General features: G+C 60.6%; 20 protein-coding genes. 8 read left to right on the top strand and 12 right to left on the bottom strand.

What is annotated here, in order from left to right:
• Window positions 1–72: 72 nt before the first annotated feature.
• The 3 genes from BFQ03_RS22320 to BFQ03_RS22310 form a co-directional block, all read right to left on the bottom strand.
• Window positions 73–1,047, bottom strand: coding sequence for a 5-oxoprolinase subunit C family protein (locus BFQ03_RS22320; RefSeq protein ID WP_032862597.1), 975 nt, complete (start codon window positions 1,045–1,047; stop codon window positions 73–75).
• Window positions 1,044–1,922 (bottom strand): 5-oxoprolinase subunit B family protein, encoded by an 879-nt coding sequence (locus BFQ03_RS22315; RefSeq protein WP_032862596.1) that lies wholly within the window; start codon window positions 1,920–1,922, stop codon window positions 1,044–1,046. Before BFQ03_RS22315 ends, BFQ03_RS22320 begins: the two co-directional genes overlap by 4 nt.
• A 75-nt stretch (window positions 1,923–1,997) precedes the next feature.
• Window positions 1,998–2,756 (bottom strand): 5-oxoprolinase subunit PxpA, encoded by a 759-nt coding sequence (locus tag BFQ03_RS22310; RefSeq protein WP_032862595.1) that lies wholly within the window; start codon window positions 2,754–2,756, stop codon window positions 1,998–2,000.
• Between the two features lie 119 nt (window positions 2,757–2,875).
• Here BFQ03_RS22310 and BFQ03_RS22305 point away from each other — a divergent pair, with 119 nt between their 5' ends.
• On the top strand, window positions 2,876–3,793 hold the full coding sequence (locus BFQ03_RS22305) for a LysR family transcriptional regulator (protein ID WP_032862594.1): 918 nt from the start codon (window positions 2,876–2,878) through the stop codon (window positions 3,791–3,793).
• Here BFQ03_RS22305 and BFQ03_RS22300 read toward each other — a convergent pair.
• Window positions 3,790–4,686, bottom strand: a complete 897-nt coding sequence (locus BFQ03_RS22300; RefSeq protein WP_032862593.1) for a LysR family transcriptional regulator — start codon at window positions 4,684–4,686, stop codon at window positions 3,790–3,792. The genes BFQ03_RS22305 and BFQ03_RS22300 overlap by 4 nt on opposite strands.
• A gap of 123 nt (window positions 4,687–4,809) precedes the next feature.
• Here BFQ03_RS22300 and BFQ03_RS22295 point away from each other — a divergent pair, with 123 nt between their 5' ends.
• Window positions 4,810–5,568 carry an SDR family NAD(P)-dependent oxidoreductase gene (locus BFQ03_RS22295; RefSeq protein ID WP_032862592.1) on the top strand — a complete coding sequence of 253 codons (759 nt, stop codon included), beginning with the start codon at window positions 4,810–4,812 and terminating at the stop codon, window positions 5,566–5,568.
• Between the two features lie 79 nt (window positions 5,569–5,647).
• Here the strand turns inward: BFQ03_RS22295 and BFQ03_RS22290 are convergent, their stop codons facing one another.
• Window positions 5,648–6,094, bottom strand: a complete 447-nt coding sequence (locus BFQ03_RS22290) for a multidrug/biocide efflux PACE transporter (protein WP_032862591.1) — start codon at window positions 6,092–6,094, stop codon at window positions 5,648–5,650.
• A 90-nt stretch (window positions 6,095–6,184) separates the two neighbouring features.
• Here BFQ03_RS22290 and BFQ03_RS22285 point away from each other — a divergent pair, with 90 nt between their 5' ends.
• Complete coding sequence (locus tag BFQ03_RS22285) at window positions 6,185–7,039, top strand: LysR family transcriptional regulator (RefSeq protein ID WP_032862590.1); 855 nt, start codon at window positions 6,185–6,187, stop codon at window positions 7,037–7,039.
• 119 nt (window positions 7,040–7,158) lie between these two features.
• Here the strand turns inward: BFQ03_RS22285 and BFQ03_RS22280 are convergent, their stop codons facing one another.
• From BFQ03_RS22280 to BFQ03_RS22265, 4 genes are all read right to left on the bottom strand, one after another.
• The gene (locus tag BFQ03_RS22280; RefSeq protein ID WP_032862589.1) at window positions 7,159–8,379 is read right to left on the bottom strand and encodes an RNA polymerase sigma factor; all 1,221 of its coding nucleotides are present in this window, start codon (window positions 8,377–8,379) and stop codon (window positions 7,159–7,161) included.
• A complete protein-coding gene (locus tag BFQ03_RS22275) occupies window positions 8,376–8,852 on the bottom strand; it encodes an SRPBCC family protein (protein ID WP_032862588.1) in 477 nt (158 codons plus the stop codon). The genes BFQ03_RS22280 and BFQ03_RS22275 overlap by 4 nt, the downstream gene beginning before the upstream one ends.
• Window positions 8,853–8,886: 34 nt before the next feature.
• Window positions 8,887–9,231, bottom strand: coding sequence for a YciI family protein (locus BFQ03_RS22270; RefSeq protein ID WP_032862587.1), 345 nt, complete (start codon window positions 9,229–9,231; stop codon window positions 8,887–8,889).
• 66 nt (window positions 9,232–9,297) lie between these two features.
• Entirely contained in the window at window positions 9,298–9,717 is a 420-nt protein-coding gene (locus BFQ03_RS22265; RefSeq protein WP_090293194.1) for a YybH family protein, read from the bottom strand.
• Window positions 9,718–9,877: 160 nt separating this feature from the next.
• Between BFQ03_RS22265 and BFQ03_RS22260 the strand changes: the two genes are divergently transcribed.
• From BFQ03_RS22260 to BFQ03_RS22245, 4 genes are all read left to right on the top strand, one after another.
• Window positions 9,878–10,366, top strand: a complete 489-nt coding sequence (locus BFQ03_RS22260; protein WP_032862585.1) for a GNAT family N-acetyltransferase — start codon at window positions 9,878–9,880, stop codon at window positions 10,364–10,366.
• A 70-nt stretch (window positions 10,367–10,436) separates the two neighbouring features.
• Window positions 10,437–10,691, top strand: a complete 255-nt coding sequence (locus BFQ03_RS22255) for a helix-turn-helix domain-containing protein (RefSeq protein ID WP_032862584.1) — start codon at window positions 10,437–10,439, stop codon at window positions 10,689–10,691.
• Window positions 10,684–11,883, top strand: a complete 1,200-nt coding sequence (locus BFQ03_RS22250; protein WP_032862583.1) for a type II toxin-antitoxin system HipA family toxin — start codon at window positions 10,684–10,686, stop codon at window positions 11,881–11,883. The genes BFQ03_RS22255 and BFQ03_RS22250 overlap by 8 nt, the downstream gene beginning before the upstream one ends.
• 31 nt (window positions 11,884–11,914) lie before the next feature.
• On the top strand, window positions 11,915–12,520 hold the full coding sequence (locus BFQ03_RS22245) for a pyridoxamine 5'-phosphate oxidase family protein (RefSeq protein ID WP_032862582.1): 606 nt from the start codon (window positions 11,915–11,917) through the stop codon (window positions 12,518–12,520).
• Window positions 12,521–12,580: 60 nt separating this feature from the next.
• On the opposite strand, the gene BFQ03_RS22240 is transcribed toward BFQ03_RS22245, so the two are convergent.
• A complete protein-coding gene (locus tag BFQ03_RS22240) occupies window positions 12,581–13,063 on the bottom strand; it encodes a GyrI-like domain-containing protein (protein WP_065944034.1) in 483 nt (160 codons plus the stop codon).
• A 195-nt stretch (window positions 13,064–13,258) separates the two neighbouring features.
• Here BFQ03_RS22240 and alaC point away from each other — a divergent pair, with 195 nt between their 5' ends.
• Window positions 13,259–14,470: an alanine transaminase gene (gene alaC, locus BFQ03_RS22235; RefSeq protein WP_065944033.1), complete on the top strand. Its 1,212-nt coding sequence runs from the start codon at window positions 13,259–13,261 to the stop codon at window positions 14,468–14,470.
• A gap of 46 nt (window positions 14,471–14,516) precedes the next feature.
• On the opposite strand, the gene BFQ03_RS22230 is transcribed toward alaC, so the two are convergent.
• Window positions 14,517–15,869, bottom strand: a complete 1,353-nt coding sequence (locus tag BFQ03_RS22230) for a GntP family permease (protein ID WP_065944032.1) — start codon at window positions 15,867–15,869, stop codon at window positions 14,517–14,519.
• A gap of 82 nt (window positions 15,870–15,951) precedes the next feature.
• Complete coding sequence (locus BFQ03_RS22225; RefSeq protein ID WP_032862578.1) at window positions 15,952–16,485, bottom strand: gluconokinase; 534 nt, start codon at window positions 16,483–16,485, stop codon at window positions 15,952–15,954.
• Window positions 16,486–16,643: the final 158 nt, after the last annotated feature.

The raw sequence follows: 16,643 nt of genomic DNA, 5'->3' as shown, positions 1-16,643 counted from the left end.
AGTCGACTTATCTATAACTGAAACACTGCTATCGCGAGCAAGCCCGCTCCCACATTTGGATGGTGCGATGGCTTAACTGGCAAACAACCCGGCCATCGCCTTGAGCCGCTTCTTGTACACCCGCCGCGCCTCCAGCGCTTCTTCCAATGTCACCGCGACAAACCCCGCGCGCTGGTTGGGCTGCATCTGCCCGATCAGGTCCAGGTCGGCGCTGATCACCGTGCCGATCATCGCGTAGCCACCGCCCGATACGGCATCGCGGTGCAGCACAATCGGTTCCAGGCCAGCCGGCACCTGGATCGAGCCGATGGGGTAGCAACTGTCGACGATGTTCGACGGATCGGAGCCCGCGCCAAACGGTTGCTCCCGGGGCTGGAAGCTCAAGGCACTGCCGCCCTTGAAGCGGTAGCCGATCCGGTCGGCTTCGGAACCGACCGTCCAGGGCTCGGCGAAAAAACTGCTTTTGGCAGCGGCCGTCAGCCGCTCGTAATACAGCCCCGGCACCACCCGCAGCGTCACATCACCGCCCACCGAACGGCGCAGGGCCATCGGCAAACTATTACCGGCACGGCCCTCGCCGCGAGTCTCACCGATGGGCAACACATCGCCTTCCTGCAAGCGCCGCCCGTGAAAACCGCCCAGCGCACCCAGGGTATAAGTGGAGCGACTGCCCAGCACCAGCGGCACGTCGATCCCACCGGCCACCGCCAGGTAAGTCCGTGCACCGGCCACGGGAAACTCAAAACGCAGCACCTGCCCAGCGCGCACCTGGAACGCCGTGTCCTGGTGCACCACCTCGCCGTCCAGGCGCGGTGACATCAGCGCACCGCTCAGCGCCACCAACGCATCCTGTTGAAATTCCAGCTGCGGGCCGATCAGCGTGCATTCCAACCCCGCCGCACCCGCCGGGTTGCCCACCAGGTGGTTGGCCGCACTCAGGGCGTACTGGTCCAGGGCGCCGGACGGCGGGATTCCCAAGTGGTAATACCCTTCGCGCCCCAGGTCCTGCACAGAGGTCGCCAGGCCAGGCTTGAGCACCTTGATCATACGAGCGCCTCCTGCAGGGTTTTCGGGTAACCGACCGGGTCGGCAAAAAAGGCGTCCAGGGAAAATTCCACCGGGCGAATGCGCAAATCGAAACGCCCGGCCTCGACCTCAGCCACCGCCAGGTCGTAGGCATCACGGTCAATGGGTTTGAACTGCACGATATCGCCGGGGCGGAAGAACACCATGTGCTCCTTGAGGTAAGCCAACTGCTGCTGCGGGTCGTAGATCGGCGCCGGGGTCACGCCAAACATCTGGTACCCCCCGGCGCCGCGTACCGAATAAATGCAGCCGAAACAGCCGCCATGGCCGAGGGTCAGCTTCGGCGTGTCGGTGCGCGGGCGCAGGTATTTGGGCACCTGCAGCTGTCGCTCACGCTCGACCATCTGGAACATGAACGGCAGGCCAGCGACAAAGCCGACCATCGACACAAACCACGGCGCGCCACTGTGGGCGGCGATAAACGCCTCGACATCCGCCAGGCCGTTGACCCGCGCGGCGTACTCCAGGTCAGTGCCGGTCGGGTCCTGGTGACGGTCGCGAAAACGCATCAGGGTTTCATGGGTCCAGGGATCGTTATACAACACCGGGATCTCAATGATCCGGGTGTGCAAGGTACGTTCGGCCACCGCCTGGACCTCGGCGCTTTGTACCGCGTCGAGCAGCACATGCGGGGCAATCAGGTCCGGGTCGAAGCGGATCTGGAACGAGGCGTTGGCCAGGCAGATATCCAGCACGCCGGGCAGCTCCAGGCGTTGCACCGCACGGGTGACGGCCATGCCCTTGAAGAACGCCTCCAGGGACATGCTTTCACTGACTTCGGCGAACAAATGTTCATCGGCGCCAAAGCTGTAGCGAATCGGGGATGTTTCAGCCATGTCTGTTCCTCTTGGAATCATTGTAGAAAGGCAGGCAAAAATCATGCAGGTCCGGTGTCTGGGCACCGGTGTCGTTTAACGGGGTTTGCGCACAGCGATCCCCGCCTGGTCCAACGCGTTGCGAGTGGCCTCCACCAGGTCGAGGGCGCCCGGTGTGTCGCTGTGCAGGCAGATGGAATCGAATTCGATAAACAGGTCTTCGCCTTCGACGGTGCGCACCAGGCCGGTCTGGCAGGCCCGCAAGACACGCGCCGCCACCGTCGCCGGGTCCAGGGCCCGTACATGACGGGTAAACACGATGGAGCCGGACAGATCGTACTCACGGTCGGCGTAAAACTCGCGTACCACCGGTTGCCCCAGTTCCTGGGCGATACGCCAGATCACCGAGTTGGGCATGCAGTACAACAACAGTTCAGGTTCCAGGCGCTGCAGGTTTTCCACCAGCAGGCGCGCGGCTTCTTCATCCCGCGCCAGGTGCATGTACAGCGCGCCGTGGGGCTTGATGTGCTGCAAGGTCACGCCCTGCACCCGCGCCAATTCGCGCAAGGCGCCGAGTTGGTAGAGCATGTCATCCACCAGTTCCTGGGCCGGGGCGTTGATGTGGCGACGGCCGAAACCCACCAGGTCGCGAAAGCCCGGGTGAGCGCCGATAGCCACGCCCAACTGCTTGGCGCGCTCGATGGTGCGGCGCATGGTGCCGGGGTCGCCGGCATGGAAACCGGTGGCCACGTTGGCCGAGCTGATAAACGCCATCAGCTCGTTATCCACACCGTCGCCGATGGTCCAGGGGCCGAAGCTTTCACCCATGTCCGAATTGAAATCCACTGTCTGCATCGGGGCCTGCTCCGCAAGAGTTCGTGCCAGCGAAAATAGGCTGGCCCTTGACCCCTTGGGAAGATCTATTATCAGATAGTCTTTCTTCTGAAAATCAGATACCCCTACGAGAAAACTGCATGTCGCTGACCCTGCGCCAGGTTCGCTACTTTGTCGCCACCGCCGAAATCGGCCAGATTTCCCAGGCGGCGATTCACCTGAACATCTCCCAGTCGGCGGTGACCACCGCGATCAAGGAGCTGGAAGCCATGCTCGGTGCCCAGCTGTTTGTGCGCTCGGCCCAGGGCATGAGCCTGACCGATGCCGGTCGACACTTTCTCAACCGCGCCTATGTGATCGTGCGCAGTGTCGACGATGCATTGAACAGTCCGCTGCCGGACTACCGTGCCAGCGGCGTGCTGCGGGTCGCGGCCAGTTACACGGTGCTCGGTTACTTCCTGCCGCACCACCTGCAACGCATGGAGCACTGGCACCCGGATGTGAACATCGAGGTCTTCGAGCAGGAGCGCCAGGCCATCGAACAAGGGCTGTTGGATGGCCAGTTCGATATGGCGGTGGTGCTTACCGCCAACCTCACCCACCCGGATATCGTTTCGCAGATCCTGTTCAATTCCGAACGGCGCCTGTGGCTGCCCAGCCACCACCCGCTGTGTGAGCGGCGTGCGGTAAGCCTGGCCGATGTGGCTCGCGAGCCGTATATCCTGTTGACCGTGGATGAGGCCGAGCAAAGTGCCATGCGCTACTGGGAACAGGCCGGGCAGATGCCCAAGGTGCGGCTGCGCACCAGTTCGGTGGAGGCGGTGCGCAGCATGGTGGCCAATGGCAGCGGCGTAGCGATCCTGTCTGATCTGGTGCACCGCCCCTGGTCCCTGGAAGGCAAGCGCATCGAGACCCTGAGCGTGACTGACAAAGTCGCGCCCATGAGTGTCGGCCTGGCCTGGCACCGCGAGCGCGCCTTCACCCCGGCGATGCAGGCGTTTCGCGACTACTTCCACGACGCCTTCCTCGCCCCGCAACAGCTATCGACACGTCGTTAAAGCTGAGACTTCAGGGTGGCCGCCAACCAGTCCATCAGCACCCGTACCCGTAGCGGCAGGTGACGCTGGCCGGCATACAGCATCGACACGTCCAGCGCGGGCGCGGGATAGTCGGGGAGCACGGCCACCAACTCGCCCCTGTCGAGCAATTCGCGCATGCCCAGCCCCGGCACCTGAATGATCCCGAAACCGGCGAGGCACGCCGACTGGTATGCGTCCGTGCTGTTGACCGTGACCCGCCCGGCCATGGCAATGCGCTGCACCTTGTTGCCCTGTTCATACTCAAAGCCCGACGAACGCGCGCCCAGCGGGCGCACGTAGTGCACCAACTGATGCGCGGCCAGGTCGGCCAGGGTCTTGGGCTCGCCGTAGCGTTGCAGGTAACCGGGGCTGACGCAGTTGATCATCGGCATGCTGCACAACAGCCGCGCCACCACCGACTGGTCCGGCTGCGCACCCACGCGCAAGACACAATCGAAGCCTTCGGCCAGCAGGTCGACCTGACGGTCGGAGCCGCTGATTTCCAGCTCGATCAACGGGTGCCGATCCATGAACTCCGGCAGGCGCGGCACGATCACTTTGCGTGCCATGGCATTGGGCATGTCGATACGAATCCGCCCATTCAATTGCGCCTCATCCTGGCGAAACAACCCTTCCAACTCTTCCATATTGGCCAGCAGATCCTTGCTGCGTTCATACAGCACCCGCCCATCCTGGGTGGCCTGGACCTTGCGCGTGGTGCGCTGCAACAAGCGCGTGCCCAGCAGGTCTTCCAGGGCGCGCACCTGCTCGGACACTGTGGAGCGCGGCAGCCCCAGGCTATCGCCGGCCTGGGTGAAACTCGACAATTCGGTAACGCGGACAAAGGTGCGCAACAGGTCCAGCTTGTTCATGGTGGGGGTCCGTGATTGTTCGACTGATCCGACCAGTGATTCCGGATCAACCCTGTTTATCACGTAATGGCCGCACAAATACACTCAGCCCCACGTTCACTCACTTGCTCCGAGGACTTGACCATGACCCGTAAAATCGCACTGATCACTGGCGCCAGCCGCGGCCTGGGCAAAAGCACCGCCCTGTACCTGGCCGCGCAAGGCATCGACATCATCGGCACCTACTACAGCAAGGCTGACGAAGCCCTGGCAGTGGTCGCACAGATTGAACAACTGGGTGGCCGCGCCGCCATGCTGCAACTGGATGTGAGCAAAAGCGCGACCTTCGACGGTTTCATCGGCGAAGTCGGCCGCACGCTGAAGGACGTTTTCGCACAGGAGCAGTTCGACTTCCTGATCAACAATGCCGGTGTCGGCACCCATGCAAGCTTTGTCGAAACCAGCGAAGAACAGTTCGACCAAATGGTCGCGATCCACCTCAAGGGCCCGTTCTTCCTGACCCAGAAGCTGCTGCCACTGATCGTCGATGGCGGGCGCATCATCAATATCTCCAGCGGCCTGGCGCGTTTCAGCCTGCCAGGTTATGCCGCCTACGCCTCAATGAAAGGCGCGGTGGAAGTGCTGACCCGCTACCAGGCCAAGGAATTGGGCGCCCGTGGGATCAGCGTCAACACCCTGGCCCCTGGCGCCATCGAGACTGACTTCGGCGGCGGTGCCGTGCGCGACAACGCCGACATCAATGCCTTTGTCGCCGGCAACACAGCCCTGGGTCGGGTCGGCTTGCCGGACGACATTGGCGGGGCGATCTCCACACTGCTGGCCGACGGCAGCAAATGGATCAACGGGCAACGTATCGAGGCATCAGGCGGGATGTTCGTCTAACGTCAGCCCCCTTGTAGGAGCGAGCTTGCTCGCGAAAAACCCAAGGACACCGCGTTCATTCAGACGGCCCACGTCATCGTTAACGTCCTTCGCGAGCCAGCTCACTCCTACACAGGAATTTGTCCCGCAGCACGTCGTAGCCCCAGTGGTACACGTAGGTGTACGGCAGGAAAAACAGCAGCACACCGATATCAAGGATAAACGCCTGCATCAGGCTGATATTCAGCCACGCGGCAATCAGCGGCACGGCAAACAGAATCAGCCCGCCCTCAAACAGCAAGGCGTGCAGCACGCGGGTCTTGCCGCTATTGGCCAGTTGCAGGCGCGCCTTGAGGCGGTCAAACAGGCTGTTGAAGATGATGTTCCAGGTCAGCGCCAGCAGGCTGATGGCCAGGGTTACCGCGCCCATTTCCAGGGCTGGCCGGCCAGTGATCCAGACCAGCAACGGGGTACAGATCAACAAGGCCAGGCCCTCAAAACCGATGGCCTGGAAAACGCGTTCAGTGATGGATTTGGTGATGGTCATGACTCGTGCTCTGTGGGTGTCGAGGGTTGCCATAATCCCTCACCGACCCGATACTTCATAATCAATAACCATCGATCAAGGCGATAGATGATGGCATCTCATGAAGTGTTGCAAGCGTTTGTCCAGGCGGCGACCCAAGGCTCGTTTTCGGCGGCGGCACGCAAGCTGGGCAAGAGCCAATCCACCATCAGCGCGGCGGTGGCCAGCCTTGAGATTGACCTGGACGTGGTGCTGTTCGACCGCAGCAGCCGCAAGCCGAGCCTGACGCCGGCCGGGCATGTATTGCTGCAACGGGCCGAGCAGGTGCTGGAAGCCAGCAGCCGCCTGGAGCTTGCCGCCAGCCAGTTGTCCCAGGGGCTGGAGCCCAAGCTCAGTATCGCCATGTCCGACACTTATCAGTCAGGACGCTTTGAAACGGTGCTCAGCGCCCTTGAGCAACGTTATCCGGACCTGGAGCTGGAATGGTTGATTGCCGAGTGTGAAGACCTCATGGCCCTGGTACAAAGCGGGCGGGCGCAGCTCGCGTTTATCGAGGCGCAGGAGGTTTACCCGCCGGACCTGACCCACGCCACCGTCGAAGAGCGCGCGCAACTGGCACTGTTTGTTTCGCCGCTGCATGCACTGGCCAACCTCGATGGCATCGACCGGCAAACCCTGCAACAACACCGGGAACTGCGCCTGGCAAGCATCATCAACCCCAATGAAAACCGGCTGACGGGCCGGGTCTGGTCCGCTCCCAGCTTTTTGATGTTGATGGAAATGGCCATCCTCGGTTTTGGTTGGGCGCCGTTGCCGCGCTGGCTGGTGGAGCGTTTTGCCAATGGTCAGTTGGTGGAGCTCAAGGCTCGCGGCTGGCCGCGCTCGGTGGCGGTGGATGCATTGTGGTCGAGGCAACATCCGCCGGGGCCAGCGGGGAGCTGGCTGCTGGAAAGGATGCTCGAATAACGACAACCCAGGCTGGCATTCATGTAGGAGCGAGCTTGCTCGCGAAAAACTTGAGCACGCCGCGTTTACCCTGCAAACACGGCTTATCGTTGACGCCAGACGCGAGCACGCTCCGGTTTTTATCCTGAAAGTTCTGCCAGGCGACGTTCGATAAAGCGTTTTTCCGGGGCCTGCTGGGTCAGGCCCAGGGCTTTTTCATAGGCTTGGCGTGCCTCTTTCATACGACCCAGTTGCCGACAAAACTCCCCGCGCGCCGAATGCGCCAGGTGGTAATCCAGCAACTCGCCCCGTGCCAGAATCCCCTCCACTTGCTGCAACCCAGCCAACGGTCCATCACGCATGGCCAGGGCGACCGCACGATTGAGTTCGATCACAGGCGAAGGCACAAGTCTTTGCAACACATCGTAAAGCCCGACAATCTGCACCCAGTCGGTATCGGCAGCAGTCGTCGCTTCGGCATGTACCGCGGCAATCGCCGCTTGCAGGCAATACGGGCCAAAACGCCGCGTGGCCAGGGCCTGTTCCACCAGGGCACAGCCTTCGGCTATCAAGGCCGCGCCCCACAATGCACGGTCCTGCTCAGCCAACAGCACCAATTCACCGGCTGGCGAGGTGCGAGCCGGGCGTCGTGATTCATGGAGCAGCATCAACGCCAGCAGGCCCATGACCTCCGGCTCCGGCAGCAATTCCAGCAACAGGCGGCCCAGGCGGATGGCTTCGCGGGTCAATTCTTCACGGGTCAGATCGGCGCCCATGGACGCTGAATATCCTTCGTTGAACACCAGGTAAATCACACGTAAAACGCTGTCCAGACGTTCGGGCAATTCCGCCAGCGATGGCACCTGATAGGGGATCTTCGCTTCGCGGATCTTGCCCTTGGCCCGCACGATGCGCTGGGCAATGGTGGCCGGTGTGGCAAGAAACGCCCGGGCGATTTCCTCGGTGGTCAGGTCACAGATCTCACGCAAGGTCAGCGGTACCTGCGCATCCGCCGCCAGGGCCGGGTGGCAGCAGGTGAAAATCAGGCGCAGGCGGTCGTCTTCCACGTCTTCGTCACTCCACTCAACCGCTTCCAGCGCCTCGGCCTGCTCCTGCAACAACGGGGTGAACCGGGCCTGGCGGCGCAAACGGTCGATGGCCTTGAAGCGCCCAGTCGACACCAGCCATGCCCGGGGATTATCCGGCACACCGTCCTGCTGCCAGCGCTCGACCGCGACGAAGAACGCCTCATGCAGGGCTTCTTCGGCGAGGTCGAAGTCCCCCAGCAGGCGAATCAGGGTCGCCAGGATGCGCCGCGACTCGCTGCGGTAGACCGCCTCGACCTGGGCCTTGACGGTCAATCGGGCATGCCCTGAGTCACCAGGGTCACCAGCCGGTCCAGGCTTTCGCCCCAGCCCTGATGAAAACCCATGGCTTCGTGGGCCTGCTTGTCGGCTTCGCTCCAGTGCATGGCGCGGGCGGTGTAGCGGGTCTTGCCGCCAACGTCCTCGAAGGTCACCTCGGCGCTCATGAACGGCTTGCCCGAGGGAATCCAGCCAGGCAGGAACGCATCGGTAAACACCAGGCGACGCGGTGCGTCGATCTCCAGGAAGACGCCCTGGGTCGGGTACTCGCTGCCGTCCGGCGCACGCATCAGGGTGCGAAACAGACCACCGACCCACAGGTTCATTTCGCACACAGGCGTGGTCATGCCGTGTGGGCCCCACCATTGTTGCAACAGCGCAGGTTCGGTCCAGGCACGGAATACCCGGCTGGGTGGCGCGTCGATTACGCGGCTGATGGACAGTTCGAATTGCGCGGGTTGAGTGTTCATGGATCAACCTCCTTGAGTCTTATGATTGTTGGGTTCAGAGATTCAATTCACGCACGGGGCGTACTTCCACACTGCCGACCCGTGCCGCCGGAATGCCACCGGCCACTTGCAGCGCCTCATTCAAGTCCTTGGCGTCGATCAGGTAGAAACCGGCAAGCTGCTCCTTGGTTTCGGCAAACGGCCCGTCGGTAATCGACAGCTTGCCGTTGCGCACCCGCACCGTGGTGGCGCTCCTCACCGGCTCCAGCGCCTGGGCGGCGAGCATCCGGCCACTGGCCTGCACCGCTTCGGCGTAGGTATGGCATTCAGTGTCCTTGGGGCTGTCAGGCTGGCTGTGCAACAGACGTTCGTCGCTGTAGACCAGGCATAGGTATTTCATGGGATTCTCCGTTTTCGGACTATCAACTATGGCTGCAGATTGGCGCTTTGCAGGTTTTCCCGACGATCAGGGTTGCAGGTCGAACAAGGCCGTCCCGCTTTGCATGTCGAAGGGGGCCGACCAATGCTCATGCACCACTTGCCATTGACCGTTGATCCGTTGATAACCGGCAGTGACCCGCATCCAGCAGACCTTCTCCACACCATCGGGCCCAGTGCCGCCACAGCGGGCCAGCCAGTGGGCGAAGGCACTGTCGGCAGCCGCGACGATATTCATTTGGTGAAACTCGAAAATACCTCCACCGGGGCACATCTCCATGCAGGCCTGCCAGTGCGCCTTGTAGGCCTTGCGGCCCTTGAATTGCAGGGCTGTCACCGCGTCAAAGGCAACAATGTCCTGCGCATAAAAACTGACAATTTTGTCGACATCCTTGGTGGTCACGGCTTGTTTCCACTGTTCAATCAAGGTGCTGATTTCGCTGTTCACTTGGGTATTCATGCCAATGCTCCTTTCAGGGAAAAATCACGGAATACGCCTTTAGTCGGTTGGGCATCCCGTCAATCGACAAGCCTAGGAAAAAAATTTGCGACTGGGGCAAAACCGCTAGAATTTGCGACTTCCCTGTAAGACTTTGGATATCTGTTCGATGGAAACCCGCCTCGTGCCCTATGAGACGTTGACTGCTGCGCAACAACAGCAACTCAGCGCCCTCGAAGTCCATCCCGAGCAACTGCCCTGGTGCGGCGATATCTATTGCGCGCTGAACAGTCTGCTGGTCAATCCCAGCCCCGGCATCAAGGGCTTTGCCCTGCTGGCTGACGAGATTCCCGTGGCCTTCCTGCTGCTCAAGCGCCCGCCTTGCCTGCCCCACTGGGCCGATGAACACAGTGCCACGCTGCATGCGCTGCAAGTCGATCACCGCCATCAGGGCCTGGGGCTGGGCAAGGCCTGCCTGCAGGCGCTGCCCATTGCGGCACGCCTGGTGTGGCCGCAGATCAAGGCGTTGGAGCTGTCGGTGGACAGCGCAAATGTCACGGCGATGGGGTTATACCTGCATGCGGGTTGGGTTGATCGCGGAGAAGCGTATAAAAGCACCACGGCCTATGAACGACGATTGGCGTTAGCACTCGGCTAATGTCGGCATTGACAGCTTTTAAATGTAACGTATACATAACTAGTCAAGTTTAATGTAACGGTATCACGACATGGACTCATCACTTCTTGGTCAAAGAATCGGCCTCCAAATCCGCTCGATGCGCCTCAATCGTGGCCACACGCAGGCAGAGCTGGCGCAACTGGCAGGCACTACCCGACAGAAACTGATCGAAATCGAGCAAGGCAGCCTGTCAGTCTCAATGAATGCCTATGCACGGGTTTTTGCAGCACTGGGCACTGAAGTGAAACTGGTCCCTGTTTCCATGCCGACGCTGGATGACGTGGAGGACTTGTTCAATGAGTAATCACCGACTGCAAGTCCATACACCGCAAGGTGCCAGCGGCAGCGTATTCGTGGGTGCTGACGACTACCATTTTCGCTATGGCGATGATGCGCCGGAGCACAGCGCGATCAGCCTGCTGATGCCCGTTCGTGCAGAGGATTATCGTCGCCGTGATTTACACCCGATCTTCCAGATGAACCTGCCGGAAGGCTATGTGCTGGAACAGCTTAAAAACAGGCTGGCAAAGACCGTCAAAGTCGACCCGATGCTGTTGTTGGCACTGTCAGGCAGCAGCGCACCTATCGGCCGGGTCTTTGTCTCATCGCCTCAAGTAAACCAGTTGATTGAGCACAACAGCCCTCCCTCCCGTGGCGAGAACCTGGATGAAATCCTCGCGTGGGATGGCACTGAGGATTTGTTCACCTGCTTGGTCGACCGTTACATTCTTCGCGCGGGAATTTCCGGAGTACAGCCCAAGGTGCTGGTGCCGGAAGCTGCGGAACACAAATTCACCTCGAAAACCAATGATCTGATTATCAAGAGCGGACGCGACGAGTTTCCGGGATTGGCCATCAACGAGTACCTGTGCATGTCAGTCGCCAAGGACGCAGGCATACCGGTTCCACCGTTCTACTTGTCACAGAACCACAAGCTTTTCATCATGCGGCGTTTCGACCGAGACGAGTATCTCAACCCGCTGGGCTTTGAAGACATGGCCACACTCATGGGCCTGTCCGCCGAGCAGAAATACAGCAAGAGCTACGCCATGATTGCCAAGGCCGTGCGCCTTTATTGTGCAATCGAACATCAACGCAGCTCCCTGGAGCAATTGTTCGATAGCGTTGCATTGAGCTGTATCGTTGGCAACGGTGATGCCCATCTGAAAAACTTTGGCTTGCTCTACAGCGATCCCATCAGGCACGACGCTCGCCTTGCGCCGGCTTATGACATTGCCAATACCACCGCCTATATTCCCGAAGATGCCTTGGCCCTGGACTTGGCTGGCAACCGCTCATTTTTTGCGTCACGCCTGGGCATTCTTGAGTTTGCCAGGACCTGCGAGATAGAAAAGCCCGAGGAACGCATCCAGGCCCTGCTCCAGACGCTGGAGAGTGTGCTCAAGCGTGAGGACGACTATTGTCGACAAGCGCCCAACGTTGCTCAAGCCATCCGAAAATCGGCGCAGGATTACCAACGTAGCTTTGGCGGATAACTGCCAGCCTTTGATGGACAAGGAGCCTCCCATGCTGACCACTCTCGAACAACTCGACACCCTCTACGGCAAACCCCACGAACGCGCCGTGCACAAGGAAATCGCGTTTCTCAATGAGGATTACCAGGCAATGGTGAAAGCCTCACCGCTGGTAATTGTCAGCTCCTCAGGCGCCGATGGCCTCGACGGCTCGCCTCGCGGCGATGTGCCGGGGTTTGTGCGGATCATTGATGAGCGTACCTTGGCGATCCCGGACCGGCCGGGCAATAACCGGCTCGATACCTTGCGTAACCTGGTGCTGGATCCACGGATTGCGCTGCTGTTCATCATTCCGGGAATCGGAGAAACGCTACGGGTCAACGGGCGGGCGCAGATTTCCATCGATCCTGAATTGCTGGAGAGCTTTGCGGTGCATGGCAAACCGGCGCGGTCGGTGATTCTGGTGCAGGTAGAAGCCGCGTATTTCCACTGCTCGAAAGCCTTTGTGCGCTCCGATTGCTGGAACCCCGACAAGCATCTGGAGCGCTCGGCGCTGCCGTCCGCGGGGGCCATTCACAAGCGGTTGAATGATGGGCAATTTGATGCCGAGGCGTATGACCGGGAAATGCCGGAGCGGGTCAAGGCCACGTTGTATTGATGCCCTTGTCGGCGATGGCGTCCTTCAGATTGCCATCGCCGGCAAGCCGGCTCCTACAGGTTATGCAGACTTTTCTATAGGCAGCCAGACTTCCACAGTGCCGGTGTCCTTATCCACATCAAAGTCGGCGCTGTATCGTTCGATATCCGGCCCTGCGACCTTGTACCCCGAAGTCGGCAGCCACTCGTACATGATCCGCTCATAGGTCTGAGTCAGCGCATACACCGGCCCGTAGTGCGCAAACACCGCATAACGACTGGCCGGCACTTCAATGCATTCAAAGTTGCCCGGCACATCGCTCTTGGCCGGCACTTCAACCCCGGCGATGTAATCAAACTCTTCCTGCGTGGCGTTGTAGCAAACGCCGTAGGTCACGCCGCCAATGCGCTTTTTGATGTCCTTGATGCAGGTGTCGAACAACTCCCACAGCTTCGGGATATCCCCCAGCGTCGCCTTGCCGTAATGACCGCCGACCCCTGCGATCACCATGGCCTTACCCTCTTCCATGCGGGGCTCCAAGGGTAGCGTTGCCTGTTGGTTCATCTGCACAATCTCCATGGGTGAGTGACCAAAACCATACCGAGTATAGGGGCATACGCGCGTCATACTCCAGACAGAAAATTTTCCGACAGTATCTGGACAATTGCCCTTCACCCGCCGTATTGTCCGCCCCGCAGGCCACCGCAGTGGCCGACGTCGCTCGGACGGTTCCGGGCGCTTACGTACTCCGAGGCAACAATGGCAGACCAAGGTTCGCCGCGCCGCTTTGCGCGCATAGATCGACTCCCCCCTTACGTGTTCAATATCACTGCCGAGCTGAAGATGGCTGCGCGTCGGCGCGGCGAAGACATCATCGACTTGAGCATGGGTAACCCTGACGGCCCGACTCCACCGCATATCGTGGAGAAACTGGTGACCGTCGCCCAGCGCGAAGACACCCACGGTTACTCCACCTCCAAAGGCATCCCACGTCTGCGCCGCGCTATTTCGCGCTGGTACAAGGACCGCTATGAGGTGGATATCGACCCGGAAACCGAAGCCATCGTGACCATCGGTTCCAAGGAAGGCCTGGCACACCTGATGCTGGCCACCCTGGACCAGGGCGACACCGTGCTGGTGCCCAACCCCAGCTACCCGATTCACATCTACGGTGCCGTGATTGCCGGCGCCCAGGTGCGCTCGGTGCCGCTGATTCCCGGCGTGGACTTCTTCGCCGAGTTGGAGCGGGCGATTCGCGGCTCGATCCCCAAGCCGAAGATGATGATCCTCGGCTTTCCGTCCAACCCCACCGCACAGTGCGTGGAGCTGGATTTCTTCGAACGGGTGATTGCCCTGGCCAAGCAGTACGACGTACTGGTGATCCACGACCTGGCCTACGCCGATATCGTCTACGACGGCTGGAAAGCCCCGTCGATCATGCAAGTACCGGGCGCCAAGGACATTGCGGTGGAGTTCTTCACCCTGTCCAAGAGCTACAACATGGCCGGCTGGCGTATTGGCTTCATGGTCGGTAACCCGGAACTGGTCAACGCCCTGGCACGCATCAAGAGCTACCACGACTACGGCACCTTCACCCCGCTGCAAGTGGCGGCCATTGCCGCGCTGGAAGGCGACCAGCAATGTGTGAAGGACATCGCCGAGCAATACCGCCAGCGCCGTAACGTGCTGGTCAAGGGCCTGCATGAACTGGGCTGGATGGTGGAGAACCCGAAGGCATCGATGTATGTCTGGGCGAAGATCCCCGAGGCGTATGCCGCCATGGGCTCGCTGGAGTTTGCCAAGAAATTGCTGCTGGAAGCCAAGGTGTGTGTGTCGCCGGGGATTGGCTTTGGCGAGTATGGCGATGACCATGTGCGCTTTGCCCTGATCGAGAACCAGGACCGGATTCGCCAGGCGGTGCGCGGGATTCGGGGCATGTTCCGGGCTGATGGCCTGGTCACCAAAGTCTGATAACAACTGTGGGAGCGGGCAAGCCCGCTCCCACTTCTTGATGGGGTTACACCACCAACGACAGCAACATGATGAAGCCCAGTGCCACGATGGACAGGATGGTCTCCATCGCCGTCCACGTCTTGAACGTCTCGGCCACGGTCATGTTGAAGTACTGCTTCACCAGCCAGAACCCTGCGTCGTTAACGTGGGACAGAATCAACGACCCCGCCCCCGTCGCCAGCACCAGCAACTCCAGGTTGACCCCCGGCACCATCCCCACCACCGGCACCACAATGCCCGCGCCCGTAATGGTGGCCACAGTCGCCGAACCCGTGGCAATACGAATCACCGCCGCCACCAGCCAGGCCAGCAGGAGCGGGTTGATCTGCGCCGTCACCGCCATATGGCCGATCACGTCACCCACGCCGCTGGTCACCAGCATCTGCTTGAAACCACCGCCGGCGCCGATGATCAGGATGATCGCGGCAGTGGGTGCCAGGCTGGCGTCGAGCAGCTTGAGGATCTGCTTGGAGTGGATGCCCTGGCGATGGCCAAAGGTGTACAGCGACAACAGCAAGGCCAGGAGCAAAGCACTGATCGGGTGGCCGATCATGTCCATCCAGTTGCGCACCGCATTGCCTTCGGCAAAGGCGATGTCAGCAAAGGTTTTGAGCAACATCAGGAACACCGGCAGCAGCACGGTAATCAGGGTGATGCTGAAGCTCGGCAGGTTTTTCGAGTCGGTCTCGCGGGCCAGTTGGTCCACCAACTCCTGGGACGGATTGCCCGGGATATGCTTGGCAATGAACGTACCGAAGATCGGCCCGGCAATGATGGCGGTCGGCAAGGCGACGATCAGACCGTAGAGAATGGTCTTGCCAATGTCTGCGCCAAACACACCAATGGCCAGCAACGGCCCCGGGTGCGGCGGCACCAGGCCGTGGACCGCCGACAGGCCGGCGAGCAGCGGGATGCCGATCTTGATCAGCGACACGCCAGTGCGGCGCGCGACGATAAACACCAGCGGGATCAGCAGCACAAAGCCAATCTCGAAGAACAGCGGAATGCCCACCAGGAAGGCGGCGAACATCATCGCCCACTGCACCTTGTCCTTGCCAAAGGCACGGATCAGGGTTTGTGCGATCTGATCGGCACCGCCGGATTCGGCCATCATCTTACCGAGCATCGTACCCAGCGCCAGGATAATCCCGACAAACCCGAGCACACCGCCGAAGCCGTCCTGGAACGCCTTGATGATCTTTTCCACGGGCATGCCCGAGGTCAGGCCGAGAAAGCCTGCGGCGATGATCAGCGCAATAAACGGGTGAACCTTGAACCGGGTGATCAACACGATCAACCCGATGATGGTGACTACTGCATCGAGCAGCAGGTAGGACTCGTGGGACATTCCAAACATGGGGTCTCTCCTGTTTGTTGTTGTTATTAAAGCGGGTGTTGAGTTTTGTGCCGTCGGACAGCGCTATCTTTCGGGCAAAAAATCATCGGGAAGGCTCAAAGCCATGGGTCAGCCACCAGGCATGGGTCTGCTCGGCCAAGGCCTCGATGCTGTCTTCACTGGCATTGAGGGCCAGGGTCAGCGGTTCGCCGATGGGCGATTCGAGGGTGGCGAACTGGCTGTCGATCAGGCTGGCCGGCATGAAATGGCCAGGGCGATGGGACACGCGGTCGGCGGCCACCTCACGGGTCAGTTCCAGGAAGACAAACCCCAGGCCCGGCGCGGCTTCGCGCAGGTGATCGCGGTATTTTTTCTTCAGCGCCGAACAGGTCAGCACGGGATGCTCGCCGGCCTTGAGCGCACGACGCAGCTCATCGCAGAGGATATCGAGCCAGCCGGCACGGTCGTCGTCGTTGAGAGGATGGCCAGCACTCATCTTTTCGATGTTGGCGGCCGGGTGAAAGCTGTCGCCTTCAATGGCGGTGGCGCCGTTCAACAGGCACAGGGCCTCGCTGACACTGGACTTGCCACAGCCGGAAACACCCATGATGACCAGGGCAGTAACAGGTTGACTCATGAAACACCTCAGGACGCAGACAGCGCTACCTTTGCACGCCTTAAGGCTAGTGCAAAAACAGGCTTTTCCCGCGCCTAATTGTCATTTTTATGGAGTGACGCGTGCATCCGCTCCAACCGTTTGAGCAAGGATCAGGCAACCCTGTGCGCAAGTATTTG

This window comes from Pseudomonas sp. 25 R 14 (assembly GCF_900004755.1).
Lineage (GTDB): Bacteria > Pseudomonadota > Gammaproteobacteria > Pseudomonadales > Pseudomonadaceae > Aquipseudomonas > Aquipseudomonas brenneri.
Note: the sequence above shows the minus strand (reverse complement) of the source record. Positions and strands in the feature narration are given on the sequence as shown.